Origin of the sequence: Herbidospora solisilvae (genome assembly GCF_009901565.1) — a bacterium.
Taxonomy (GTDB): Bacteria; Actinomycetota; Actinomycetes; order Streptosporangiales; family Streptosporangiaceae; genus Herbidospora; species Herbidospora solisilvae.
The window spans coordinates 739368-752528 of the sequence record NZ_WXEW01000003.1 but is presented as its reverse complement, the minus strand read 5'-3'; the positions used below and the strand labels follow the sequence as shown (position 1 = coordinate 752528).

The window sequence follows — 13161 nt, the reverse complement described above, 5'->3', positions numbered from 1 at the left end:
AGGCGCCCGCGCCCACACCCTGCTGCGCCTGCTGGTCACCACCGCCCGCCTGGCGCCGAACATGTTCGACCTGCACCCGCCCTTCCAGATCGACGGCAACTTCGGCGCCACCTCCGGCATCGCCGAAATGCTCCTCCACTCCCACAACGGCGAACTCCACGTCCTGCCGGCACTGCCGTCGGCCTGGCCCAGCGGCAAATTCCAAGGGCTGCGCGGGCGGGGCGGCTACACCGTCGCCACCACCTGGAGCTCCGGCCGCGCCACCGAGATCCTGGTCAGATTCGACCGGGCCGGCACCGCCCGCGTCCGCAACACCGTCTTCACCGGCACGGTCGAAGTCACCGACAACGGCGCCGCGGTCACCTTCACCAAACCCGAATCCGACCTCGTCTCCTTCACCGGGCAGGCCGGGCGCACCTACCGGCTGACCGGGACCGGCACCCCGCAGCAGCCGACCTCCTGGGTGCGGATCACCAACGGCACCACGGGCCTGGCGCTCGACAGCGGCGGCAACGTCGCCTCCGGCTCGGTCGTCAAGCAGTGGACCTCGGGCACCTCCACCAACCTGCAGTGGCAGCTGGTCGACCTGGGCGGCGGCTGGTACCGGATCGTCAACCGCACCAACGGCATGGTCATCGACAGCTGGGGCAACACCGCCAACGGCGCCAACGCCCGCCAGGCCGCCTGGACCGGCTCCAACAACCAGCAATGGCGGCTGGCCGCCGCGAGCAACGGCCGCCACCAGATCATCAACCGGGGCACCGGCACCGCCCTGGACGGCATGGGCAACGCCACCGCCGGCTCCACCGTCTGCATGTGGGCGCCGAACACCAACACCAACAACCAGTGGACCGTCGTCACGATCTGACGGAGCCCTCCGAGTTCCTCGCCGCCGCGGGTGCCACCGCGGCGGCGAGGCCGTTCACGGGACAGGTTTCGCGGTTGTTACGGGATCTTGCTCTGCGCCTCTTGTCTGAAGTGTCCGGTCACTTTACAGTTTCAGACGAAAGGTTCAGAAAATAACCAGAAAATAACTGCCACCTTCTTGACCGTATGCCCGGTTGAGGCGTTCTCGCCTCCCGTCCATCCGAAGGGTGCTTTCTTGTCCTGACCGAATCCACGCGTGTATGTGTCCCCTGATTTGTTAGCGATAACAGCTCATCTACACGCGCCGATCCCTCCAGGATCCTCCTCATCATCATCGACAGAGGTCGGTGACGCATGTCCGCACGCGAACAGAATGACGCCTCTTCGTCTTGAAATGTTAGCGATAACAGATACGTAGCTTTCCGGCGCCCGCTGTACCTCTGGAGTCCGCCATGTTCGTGTCCCCCCGCCTCCGTTCACGTCTCCCCGTGGTTCTCCTCGCCGTGCTGGCCTGCGTCGGAATGGTGGCCCCACGGGCGAGCGCCGATTCCTGGTCGCCGGCCTCGTCGTACACCTCCACCGACAGGGGCGACGGCAGCTACACCGTCCCGCTGCTGCGCTCCGACGTGCCCGACATCAGCGTGGAACGGGTCCCGGCCGCCGAGAACAACGAGGGCCGCGACATCTACTACATGATCAGCACCACGATGCACCTGAGCCCGGGTGCGCCGATCATGAAGTCGTACGACCTGGTGAACTGGGAGATCGTCAACTACGTCTTCGACCGGGCGAACATCGGGGACTCCTTCTCCCTGCGCAACGGCCAGAACAGCTACGGCCAGGGCCAGTGGGCGTCGTCGCTGCGCTACCACGACGGCATGTTCTACGTCGCCTTCAACACCAACAACCTGGGCGGCGCCTACCTCTACCGGACCGACGACATCGACGACGGGAAGTGGGAGCGCACGGCCCTCGGCCGGGGCCTGCACGACCCCTCGTTGTTCTTCGACGTCGACGGCACGGCCTACATCTTCTACGGCTCGGGCGGCACCAGCGCCGTGCGGCTGAACTCCGACCTGACGGCCATCGCGCAGGACTACCCGAACATCTTCACCGCGGCCGACTACGCCGGCCGGCCCTTCATCGGCGGCCTGTTCGAGGGCGCGCAGTTCTACCACATCGACGGCTGGTACTACGCGGTGATCATCACCTGGCCCTCCGGGCAGGGCCGCCAGGTCGTCATGTTCCGGTCCCGGGACCTGCTCGGCCGCTACACCTCCGCCGGCGGCGTCAACACCTACGAGGCGCGCGGGGTGCTCAACTCCAACGGCTTCGCGCAGGGCAGCCTGGTGCCCATCTCCCGCGACGGCGGCCGGACCGACTGGTACGGCATGTTCTTCCGCGACACCTTCCCCGTCGGGCGCATCCCCGCGCTGATCCCCGCGACCTGGCAGGACGGCTGGCCGACCTTCAGCGCCGCCCAGGTGGACGGCGTGTTCGACAAGCCGATCCGGCTCACCCCGGCGCAGGAGACCTTCGAGCGGCAGAAGAGCATCGTCGCCTCCGACGACTTCGCCAACGACGCCCCGGAGCGGGCGTACATGGAGGAGAACTGGACGATCCCGGAGCCGCCCGACATCGACGAGTCGCTGATCGGCGTCGAACTGCTGCAGAACCCCGGGTTCGAGGCGGAGACGACCTCCCCGTGGGCGGCCCAGTTCGGCGCGACCCTCAGCCGGGACACCGGTGACCCCGCTGCGGGCGCGGCGGCGCTGAAGGTCGGCAACCGGACCCTCAACGGCTCCGGCCCCAACCAGTACCTCAACGGGAAGATGCAGCACGGCGTGACCTACACCGTGTCCGCGAAGATCAAGTACACCTCCGGCCCGAGCAGCGTGCGGTTCAACCTGGTGGCCGACTGGGGCTCCGGTGTCCAGGTGATGACGTTCGGGAACGTGCCGAGCGGCCAGTGGACGACGGTCACCGGCCGCTTCACCGTGCCGACGACGGCCAACCTGAACAACTTCAAGTTCGCGGTGGAGACGCCGTGGGCCAACCCGCAGCCGGCGTCGTCCAGCGTGGAATACCTTCTCGACGACGTCTCGGTCGTCGGGCTCCCGCCGACGGCGGAGTACCCGACCGAGGCCGAGATCGCGCCCAACGGGTCGCGGCTCGACGTCGCCTGGGAGTGGAACCACGCCCCCGACAACCGCAACTGGTCGCTCACCGACCGGGACGGCTGGTTGCGGCTGACCACGGGCAAGCCCGTGACCGGCCAGTACGTCTACACCAAGCTCTCCAACCGGGCCGAGCTGGCGTGGCTCGAGGAGGCCCGCAACACCCTGACGCAGCGCACGTTCGGGCCGCGCCAGTCGGCGGAGACCCGGATGGACGTCTCCGGCATGAAGAACGGCGACGTCGCCGGCCTGGCCGCCTTCAACCGCGGCTTCTCCTACGTGGCGGTCAAGCGGACCGGCGGCGTGAACACGCTGGGCGTGGTCAACCGAGGCCAGCCGTTCGGGGTCGACCTCGACCAGGCCGCGCTGGAGGCCTTCGTCCCGGGCACGACGGTGCCGCTCGGGGACGCCACCGTGGTGTCGGTCAAGGCCGACCTCGACTTCGCCGCGCCGGTGGGCCAGTTGTGGACGACCTTCTACTACAGCCTCGACGGGCTGACCTGGACCCGGCTGGGCAACCGCGTCGGCCCGCAGACGCTCGACGGCAGCCTCGCCCACTTCATGGGCCACCGGGTCGCCCTGTTCAACTACGCGACACAGGAGAAGGGCGGGCGGGTCGACTTCGACCACTACCTGCTCAGCGACACCCTGACCGCGCAGAACCTCCCCCTCGACACCTCCCGCCTGGACGCCGCCATCGCCCACGCCGGGACGCTGAACGAGCACTCCTACCCGGCCGACGCCTGGGCGCGGGCGCAGAAGGCGCTCACGGCGGCGAAGGCGGCCCGGGCGGGCGCGTTCGGCACCCAGAACCAGATCGACGCGCCGGAGCGGGCGCTCAGCTACGAGCTGGCCCGGCTCGGCACGCTGGAGATCGAGGACGTGACCGGCCCGGTCGTCGAGGTCTCGGGTGTGGAGGACAGCGGCGACAGCCGGGACCTGCACATCGGCTGGAAGGCCACCGACGCCCAGTCCGGCGTCGGCACGACCACCGCGACCCTCGACGGTGAGCCGGTCCAGCCGGGCACGCTCACCCTCTACGAACTGGCCCTCGGCGAGCACGTGCTCACCGTCACGGCCGTCGACCACGCCGGGAACCAGACCGTGAAGACCGTCCGGTTCACCGTCTCCACCTCGGTCGAGGACGTCTCGGCGCTGATCGACCGGTTCGCGGCCGAGGGCAGGACCAACGCGAGCAGCGCGGTCCGTCTCCACAAGGAGCTCGACCGGATCATCGCCGCCATCGCCGAGGAGAAGGACGACAAGAAGATCATCAAGGTGATCGAGAAGTTCAAGAGCGGGGTGAAGGACCACCGCGTCGAGGCCGACGAGATCGTCCGCACCACCCTGCTCCGCGACGCCGACGCCCTGATCGTCGGTTACGGAGGAACCCCCCGGTCCTGACCGCCGGTTCAGCAGATCTCGACGAACAAGGAGAACATGTCGTGAAATTACGCTCGCGCTTCGCCGCGATCGTGACCACCGCCGCGATGCTGGGCACGTTGTCGACCGTCACGGCCTCGCCCGTCCAGGCGGCCGGTCCCGACCTCATCGTCAACGGCGGCTTCGAGTCGGGCCTCACCGGCTGGTTCCCGAACAACGGGAACGCCACCGACACGGCCACGCTGACCCCGACGACCGACGCCTACTCCGGCTCGGCCGCCGTCGCGGTCACCCAGCGGACGACGACCGGATCGGGCCCGATGCAGGACCTGTCGGGCAAGGTGCAGGCGGGGAAGACCTACTCGGTCACCGCACGGGTCAAGTACGAGAACCCGAACAGCCCGGCCACCAAGCAGTTCTTCGTCACCATGCACTACGGCGGGGGGACGTACACCAACCTCGGCACCGTGACCACCCCGCGAGGACAGTGGGGCCTGATCCAGGGCACGTTCACCATCCCGGCCGCGCAGAGCGTGGCGACCGCGCGGATCTTCGTCGAGACCCCGTGGACGCAGACGCCCTCCACCGCGCCCGACACGCACCTCATGGACTTCAAGGTCGACGACGTGACGCTCAGGGAGTTCACCCCGTCGACCACGATCGAGGTGCTCGGCAAGAACCCCGGTGAGGGCAACCCGCTCATCTCGCACAAGTTCGGGGCCGACGGCAACGCCTTCGTGCACGACGGCCGGGTCTACCTCTACATGACCAACGACACGCAGGTGTACAACCCGGGCCCGAACGGGATTTCCCCGACCAACACCTACGGCGGGATCAACACCATCACCGTCATCTCCTCCGACGACCTGGTGAACTGGGTCGACCACGGCGAGATCCCGGTCGCCGGGCCGAACGGGGTCGCCAAGTACGCGAGCCAGTCGTGGGCCCCGGCGATGGAGAGCAAGATCGTCGACGGCAAGGAGAAGTTCTTCCTCTACTTCGCCAACAACGGCGCCGCGACCGGCGTCATCGTCGGCGACTCGCCGCTCGGCCCGTGGCGGGACGAACGGGGCAGCCTGCTGATCACCGGCGCGACGCCGGGCGCGTCCAACGGGGTCAACTGGCTCTTCGACCCGGGCGTCTTCATCGACGACGACGGCCAGGCCTACCTCTACTTCGGCGGTGGCGGCGACGACGGGTCGCGCAGCTACGAGAACACCAACCACCCCAAGTCGACCCGCGTGATCAGACTCGGCGACGACATGACCAGCACCGTCGGTTCGGCGGAGGTCATCGACGGGCCGCTCATGTTCGAGGCGGGCCACGTCTTCAAGCGCGAGGGCAAGTACTACTACTCGTACTCCTCGAACTTCGGCTTCGGCGGGCCGATCGACCCGGCCGGTCCGCCGACCGGCGCGATCGCCTACATGGTGGCCGACAACCCGATGGGCCCCTGGACCGCCGACAAGTACAAGGGCGTGATCTTCCGCAACCCCGGCAACTTCTTCGGCGCGGGCGGCAACAACCACCAGTCGGTGTTCCAGCTCGGCGGGGACTACTACTTCACCTACCACGCCCAGACGCTCAACCGCCGGATCACCGGTGGCGCGACCCAGGGCTTCCGCAGCCCGCACATCGCCAAGCTGGAGTTCAACCAGGACGGCACGGTCAAGGAGGTGCTCGGCACCTACGACGGCGTCGAGAACATCCGCGACCTGGCCCCCTACCGGGTGATCGAGGCCGAGACCATCGCCTGGCAGCAGGGCATCGCCACCAAGAAGGTCGAGGGCTCCTCGGCCGAGTTCGGCGACCGGGCGCCCAACCTGGTGCTGCACGACGTCGACAACGGCGACTGGACGTCGCTCGCGTCGGTCGACTTCGGTGAGAAGGGTGCCACCGCGCTCACCGCGAAGGTCAAGCCCCTGGTCGCCGGCGGCCGGATCGACGTCCGCCTCGACGACCGCACCGCGCCGGTGGTCGCCACGATCCCGGTCGACGCCCCGCTCAACGCGTGGGCGGAGCTGACCGCCGAACTCGACGGCCTCACCGGCGTGCACGACGTGTACTTCACCTACGCCGGACCGGCCGACGCCGACCTGTTCGAGGTCGACTCGTGGGCCTTCGAGAGCAAGGCCGAGGACGAGACCGCTCCGGCGGTCGAGGTCTCGGGCGTCGAGGACGGCGGCGAGTACGGCGACAGCGGAGACCTGACCGTCGGCTGGACCGCCGAGGACACCGAGTCGGGCGTCGCCACGATCAGCGCGACCCTCGACGGCCAGCCGGTCCAGCCCGGCGCGATCACCCTCTACACGCTGGCCCTGGGCGAGCACGAACTGGTCGTCACCGCCGTCGACCACGCCGGGAACGAGACGGTGAAGACCGTCGGGTTCACGATCACCACCTCGGTCGAGGACGTCTCGGCGCTCATCGACCGCTTCGCGGCCGAGGACAAGACCAACGCCAGCAGCGCGGTCCGTCTCCACAAGGCACTCGACCGTGTCATCGCGGCCATCGCCGAGGAGAAGGACGACAAGAACGTCATCAAGGCGATCGAGAAGTTCAAGAGCGGGGTGAAGGACCACCGCGTCGAGGCCGACGAGATCGTCCGCACCACCCTGCTCCGCGACGCCGACGCCCTGATCGTCGCTTACGGAGGGACCCCCCGGACCTGATCAGCAGGGTTCGATCCGAGTGCGGTGGCCCTCCAGGCGCAGTCTGAGCAGGGGGGCCACCGTGCCGCCGAAGTTGGCCCGGTCGACCGGGCCCCGGTAGTCGAGGAAGCTCACCACCCGCAGGTCGTCGAGCACCATCCAGGCGTAGGCCTGGTCGGGCTGGGCCTGCGGGTTCCCGATGACGAGCCCGGAGCCGTTCAGGGGTTCGTAGGGTCCCTCCAGCGAGTCGGCGACGAAGCCGTAGAGGCCGGTCGGGGCGGCGTCCGCCGGTTCGAACGACTGGCGGTGGGTGCAGAAGAACAGGTAGTGCAGGCCGTCGTGGACCACCACGTGGGGGCGTTCCAGCTCGCGGTTGATCCCGTCGGCGACCAGCAGCGGGTGGTTCCCCGACCCGGAGTCGGTCAGGGCGATGGCCCCCATGTAGCGGTCGCCCCACGGGACCGAGGCGGCGATCAGCAGGCGGCCCCGGAACCAGGCCGGGTCGCGCCAGGCCAGGATCCGCCCGGGGCCGCCCTCGATCTGGTCGGCGGGCAGGAAGTACCGCGGGTCCGGCTTGGCGAGCTCCCGGTGGACGCCGTCGCGGGCCTCGAACACCCGCTGCGTGAAGGTGCGGCGCTCCTCGCCGCGGAAACCGCTCGCCGTGTAGAAGACCGAGATCGTGCCGTCGGCCCGCCGGATCGCAGTGCCCGACCACTCGCGGCTGCCGGGAGAGGCCCCGTCGGGGAAGAGGTCGCCGAGGTCGACCCACTTGCCGTCGTCGAAGGCGAGCGAGCGGATGCGGGCCACGTCGTGGCGGTCCTCCGGATGGCCGGCCGCCGGGGCGGCCAGGCCCATCCAGAGTTCGCGGCCGTCGAAGAGGGCGGTGGCACCATCCTCTTCCTGGATCGGCCACATGTCCCACAGGTCGAAACCGGGCAGCGCCGGTTCGACGGGGCCGGTGATCAGCGGCGCGGTCGTCGCCGGGTCGTCGCCGATCAGGTCGAGGTGGCGCCTGGTCCACCGGGTGGTCGTCACGGTCATCCCTTCAACGAGCCCTGGAGGAGGGCCGTCACGAAACGGCGCTGGAAGATCAGGAACACCAGGAGTGTCGGCGTGAGGATGAGCAGCGAGCCCGCGCACAACAACGGGATGTCGGTGCCCCACTGCCCCTGGAACGCCCCGAGGGCGCCCGACATGGTGCGCTGCAACGGGTCGTCGACCAGCACGATCGCCAGCAGGAACTGGTTCCACGTCCAGAGGAACAGCAGGATCGCCAGCGACGACGTGGCCGGGGCGGCCAGCGGCACGTGCACCTTCCAGAAGAGCTGCCAGGTGCTCGCGCCGTCGATGCGGGCGCTCTCCGAGAGCTCCTCGGGCATGTTCACGAAGTGGGCCCGCATCCAGAACACCGAGAACGGCATGAACAGGCCGATCAACGGCAGGATGATCGCCCACCGCGTGTTCAGGATCCCCATGTCGCGGGCCAGGTAGTAGAGCGGGGTGACGATGCCCTCGAACGGCAGCGTCAGCCCGAGCACGAACGCCACGAACACGAACCGCCGCCCGGGGATGCGCAGGTGCCCGATGGCGAACCCGGCCATGGTGGCCACCACCAGCGAGATCGGCACCACCCCGAGCACGATCAGCACGCTCGACTTCAGCAGCTCGGTCATCCGGGCGGCGGTGAACGCGGTGGCGAAGTTGCCCCACTGCGGGTCGTCGGGCCAGTCGAGGCCGAGCGGGTAGCTGCCCGACGGGTGGAGCGCGGTGACGAAGAGGCTGACGAACGGCATCAGGGTGGCGGCCATCAGCACCAGCAGCAGCACCCGGCCGGTCCAGGCCTCACGACGAGCGGTTTTCATGATGAGCGGTCCCTGGTGAGCCACTGGATCGGCAGCGCGCACGCGATCACCAGCACGGTGAGGACCACCGCGAGGGCCGAGGCGAGGCCGACCTCCCGTTCGGAGAAGGCCAGGTAGTAGATCTCCAGGCCGGGCACCATGCTGGCGTTGCCGGGCCCGCCCTGGGTCGAGATGTAGACGATGTCGAAGCTGGCCAGCGCGGCCACGACCGTCACGGTGACGCACACCCCGATCTCCTGCCGCAGGCTGGGCAGGGTGATCGAGAAGAACTCACGGAGCGGACCGGCGCCGTCGAGGCGGGCGGCCTCGTACAGGGCCGGGTCGATCTTGCTCATGCCGGCCAGCAGCAGGAGCGTGCACAGGCCCAGGAGCACCCAGGCGCCGATGACCCCGACCGCCGGCAGCGCGGTGGAGAAGTCGCCGAGCCAGGCCCGGGTGATGCCCTCCAGTCCGACGGCGGTCAGGAGCTGGTTCACCAGGCCGGTGGACGACAACAACCAGCTCCAGGTGATGCCGGCCGCGACCAGCGGGATCACCTGCGGCAGGAAGATGACCGTGCGGGCCACCAGGGCGAGGCGGCTGGCGGCGATGCGCCGGATCGTCGCCGCGATGGCCAGCCCGAGCATGACCGGGACCGCGCTGAAGAACACGATCAGCTTCAGCGCGTTGAGGATCGCGGCGAACAGGTCGGGATCGGTGAAGACCCGCAGGTAGTTCTGGACGCCGTTCCAGGTGGCCACGCCGATGCCGTCCCACGAGTAGAGGGAGTACTGCACCGTCATGGCCAGCGGCTGGATCACGAACACGACGTAGAACGCGGCCGCGGGCAGCACGAACAGCCAGCCGGCCCAGTTTCTGCGCCGCTGCGCGGCCGCCTTCACGTCAGCCTCCCTTGACCTGGGACTGGTAGTCGGCCTGCACGCTCTTCAGCAGGCCGTCGGGCGTCTGCTCGCCGGCCACCAGCTTCTGCAGGTTCGGGGTCCAGCTCTTGGCGTAGATCGCGCCGGTGGCGTTGGCGATGAAGTCCATCGCGCCGTTGTCCTCGGCGATCCGCGCGCCCGCCGCGAGGGTGTTCTCGGTGACGCTGCCCGCCGCGACCGGCGGCATCGGCGCGTCGGCCGGGCCCATCGGGTGGGAGCCGCCGACCTCGACGCCGATGGTGCGCGCCTGGGTGTCGGTGGCGACCCAGTTGAGGAAGGCCGCGGCGCAGTCGGCGTTCTTGGCGTTCGCCCCGATGCCGAAGGTCAGCGGGGCCGACATCGCGGCGCGCTTGCCGCCGGCCTGGGCCGGGGGCATCAGGAAGAAGCCGATGTTCCCGGCCATCTGCTTGTCGAGGTTGCCCGACTCCCAGTCGCCGTTGAACATGAACAGGCCGTCGCCCTTGATGAATCGGCTCATCATGGTGGCGTAGTCGACGGCGTTGACGTCCTTCCAGAAGTAGCCGGACTTGATCCACTTCTCCAGGTGCTGGGTGGCCTGGAGGTTCGACGGGGTGTCGATGGTCGCGCCGGGCTTCTGGTAGATCCACTCGTTGATCGGCGCCGGCGGCCCGTAGGAGGCCATCAGGTCCTGGAGCGGGAAGGCCAGGCCGCCGGTCGCGCCGCCGTTGAACTGGGCGATCGGGGCCAGGCCCGCCTCCTTGGCCTTGGCCAGGGCGGCGTCGAGGTCGGCGAGCGTCTCGGGCGGGGTGGTCATGCCGATCTGCTCGGCCAGCTTCTTGTTGTAGAAGACGCCCGTCATGGAGAAGTTCAGGCCCATGGCGTAGAGGGAGCCCTCGCCGCGCACGGCGCCGCCGGGGGCCAGCCGCATCTGCTCCAGCTGCGAGGGGGGCCACTTGTCCCAGCCGAAGACCTTGGCGTAGTCGTCGAGGTTCTTGAGCAGGTTGTTCTTGACCAGCTCGGAGACCTGGGGCAGGCGCATCAGGTCGGGCGGGTCGTCGGCCAGCACCCGCGGGGCGTTCTGGGTGATCACCGCGAACTGGTCTTCGCGGATGTCCCAGGTGACGTTCGGGTGCTGCTTGGTGAACTCGTCGGTGAGGGCCCTCGCGATCGGGAAGCCCGTTTCGAAGTAGCCCTTCAACGTGATGGGTTCGGTGCCGCAGGTCGGCGCGGCCGACAACGCCGGCGCCGACGAGGCGGCGGCCGTCGGCTGCGCGTTGCCGCTGCCCGGCGCGGCGCACGCGGCGGCCAGGCTTCCCCCCAGGATGACCACCATCGCCACGCGGCTCCGGCGGGAGTGAACTCGACGAGACATGGTGCGTCTCCCTTTGCTAAATCGGATTAGCGATGCGATAGTCTCACCGTGCGTATCCGACCGTGTCAAGGCCCCGTAATTGGGTTGAAATATGGAGGTCTCCCCCCGTGAGCCGACGTCGGGTCACCTTGGCCGATCTGGCCGAGGCGGCCGGAGTGTCCCGTACGACCGCCTCGCTCGTGATGACGGGCAGGGGCCGTGAGCTGCGCATTTCTCACGACGTGGAGCAGAGGGTACTGCGTGCCGCCGACGAGTTGGGCTATCGCCCGAACGCGGTCTCCGTCGGGTTGCGCACCGGCACGACACGCACGATCGGCTTCGTCTCCGACACCGTCGCGACATCACACCTCGCCGGAGACATGATCAAGGGCGCCCTGGAGGCCGCGCGCGAACGCGGCGTGATGTTGTTCATCGGTGAGAGCGAGGGCGATCCCGAACTGGAGCGCGGCCTGCTGCACGCCATGCAGGACCGCCAGGTCGACGGCATCATCCTGGCCGCCATGTTCACCCGCACGATCAAGGTCCCGAAGGACATCGGCCCGGCCGTCCTGCTCAACGCGCTGCCCCGGCCGGCGTCGGGCCTGCCCTCGATCGTGCCCGACGAGATCGAGGCCGGGCGGTCGGCCGCCCGGGTGCTGCTCGACGCCGGGCACCACGACGAGGTCTATGTGATCGGGGCCGGGCCGACGCTCCAGGACGTGCCCGCCGACAGCGTCGCGGCCGTCGAGCGCCTCATCGGCATCCGGGAGACCGGGCTGAAGATCGCCGGGGCCCGGGTGTGCCCCGACTGGCAGCCCGAACACGGCCTGGCCGCGACCCGCGCGCTACTCGCCGACCACCGTCCCCGGGCGCTGATCTGCCTCAACGACCGGGTGGCGATCGGCGCCTACCAGGCGCTCGCCGAAGCCGGGCTCTCGGTGCCCGGCGACGTCTCGGTGGTGTCGTTCGACGACCATCCGATCGCCTCGTGGATGTGGCCCAAGCTGACGACCGTGGCACTGCCCCACTACGAACTGGGCCGCAAGGCCGTGGAGGTGCTGTTCGCCCAGATGGCCGGGGAGGTGGAGCCCGGCCAGGTGTTCCGGGTGCCCATGCCGGTGCGGCACCGGGAGTCGGTCGTCGCGAGGGCGTGAGACCCGTTCAGCGCCGCAGGCGCACGGGCTCGCCCGGACCGCCCCGGCGGACCAGCCAGGCCTCGGTGATGTGGGTGAACATCGCCTCGGAGGCCCCTTCGGGGTCGCCGAGGGCGATGCGCTCGTAGACCCGCCGGTGGCCGAGGTTGGAGGCCACGCACAACGCGCGTTCAGTGCGGCCCGTGTAGCGCGAGGTGTTGATCACCTGGCTCTCCAGCTGCCGCACCACCGCCCGCGCGATGCGGTTGCCGGACGCCCGCATGATCGTGTCGTGGAAGGCGCGGTCGTAGTCGGCGTAGGCGACGGGGTCGCCGACCAGTTCGTCCATGCGGTCGACGAGGACGCGGAGGCGTTCGACGATCTCGCGGTCGGCGACGCGGGCGGCCACGTGGGCCATGTCGGACTCCAGCAGGCGCCGCGTGACGACCAGGTCGTCGAGCACGGTGATGCCGTCGTCCTGGGCGATGGTCGCGCCCAGCACGAGTTCGTCGAGCATGTTCCACTCGCTGGACGGGGTGACGATGGTGCCGCTGCCCTGCCGCACCTGGACCAGCCCCTTCTCCTGCAGGACCTTCACCGCCTCCCGGACGACGGTCCGGCTGACGGAGAAGGACTCGCACAACGCCGGTTCGGGCGGCAGCGGGGTTCCGGGGGCGTGCACCCCGCGGACGATGCGGTCGACGAGCTCCCCTGTGAGCGCCTGGGCGAGGTTGGCCGGTCGTTTCGTCCAGTCCGGAGACGGCCCGGTGCCCGCGGACGCCCTCCGAGATGCCGCCATGTCCCCTCCAGCTGACCCCCACGCACGTGTGCGATGAGTCTAGACGTCATACGAATC

Annotated in this window: 9 protein-coding genes; 4 read left to right on the top strand and 5 right to left on the bottom strand. The window is 69.2% G+C overall.

Translation table 11 applies throughout. The features are described 5' to 3' along the window. The 3 genes from GT755_RS13305 to GT755_RS13295 form a co-directional block, all read left to right on the top strand. Positions 1-868: RICIN domain-containing protein (locus GT755_RS13305; protein ID WP_161479982.1), on the top strand; the 868-nt coding region annotated here is incomplete at its 5' end. A gap of 487 nt (positions 869-1355) precedes the next feature. Beyond that, positions 1356-4448: a family 43 glycosylhydrolase gene (locus GT755_RS13300; RefSeq protein ID WP_202609933.1), complete on the top strand. Its 3093-nt coding sequence runs from the start codon at positions 1356-1358 to the stop codon at positions 4446-4448. Positions 4449-4489: 41 nt separating this feature from the next. After that, a complete protein-coding gene (locus GT755_RS13295) occupies positions 4490-7099 on the top strand; it encodes a family 43 glycosylhydrolase (RefSeq protein WP_202609932.1) in 2610 nt (869 codons plus the stop codon). On the opposite strand, the gene GT755_RS13290 is transcribed toward GT755_RS13295, so the two are convergent. The 4 genes from GT755_RS13290 to GT755_RS13275 are packed head-to-tail and all read right to left on the bottom strand — an operon-like array spanning position 7100 to position 11193. Then, positions 7100-8113 carry a glycoside hydrolase family 68 protein gene (locus tag GT755_RS13290; protein ID WP_161479981.1) on the bottom strand — a complete coding sequence of 338 codons (1014 nt, stop codon included), beginning with the start codon at positions 8111-8113 and terminating at the stop codon, positions 7100-7102. Between the two features lie 2 nt (positions 8114-8115). Further along, the gene (locus tag GT755_RS13285) at positions 8116-8940 is read right to left on the bottom strand and encodes a carbohydrate ABC transporter permease (RefSeq protein WP_161479980.1); all 825 of its coding nucleotides are present in this window, start codon (positions 8938-8940) and stop codon (positions 8116-8118) included. Then, positions 8937-9821, bottom strand: coding sequence for a carbohydrate ABC transporter permease (locus tag GT755_RS13280; RefSeq protein ID WP_202609931.1), 885 nt, complete (start codon positions 9819-9821; stop codon positions 8937-8939). The genes GT755_RS13285 and GT755_RS13280 overlap by 4 nt, the downstream gene beginning before the upstream one ends. 1 nt (position 9822) lies before the next feature. Next, positions 9823-11193, bottom strand: coding sequence for an ABC transporter substrate-binding protein (locus GT755_RS13275; protein WP_161479979.1), 1371 nt, complete (start codon positions 11191-11193; stop codon positions 9823-9825). Positions 11194-11300: 107 nt separating this feature from the next. On the opposite strand from GT755_RS13275, the gene GT755_RS13270 reads away from it, so the two are divergent. After that, positions 11301-12326 carry a LacI family DNA-binding transcriptional regulator gene (locus GT755_RS13270; RefSeq protein ID WP_161479978.1) on the top strand — a complete coding sequence of 342 codons (1026 nt, stop codon included), beginning with the start codon at positions 11301-11303 and terminating at the stop codon, positions 12324-12326. 7 nt (positions 12327-12333) lie between these two features. Here GT755_RS13270 and GT755_RS13265 read toward each other — a convergent pair whose 3' ends face one another. Next, on the bottom strand, positions 12334-13104 hold the full coding sequence (locus GT755_RS13265) for a FadR/GntR family transcriptional regulator (protein ID WP_161479977.1): 771 nt from the start codon (positions 13102-13104) through the stop codon (positions 12334-12336). Between the last annotated feature and the right edge of the window lie 57 nt (positions 13105-13161).

Excerpts from the sequence above, each read along its gene's own strand:
- GT755_RS13285 (WP_161479980.1), bottom strand. The coding sequence starts at position 8,940 with ATGAAAACCGCTCGTCGTGAGGCCTGGACCGGCCGGGTGCTGCTGCTG.
- GT755_RS13265 (WP_161479977.1), bottom strand. The coding sequence starts at position 13,104 with ATGGCGGCATCTCGGAGGGCGTCCGCGGGCACCGGGCCGTCTCCGGAC.
- GT755_RS13275 (WP_161479979.1), bottom strand. The coding sequence starts at position 11,193 with ATGTCTCGTCGAGTTCACTCCCGCCGGAGCCGCGTGGCGATGGTGGTC.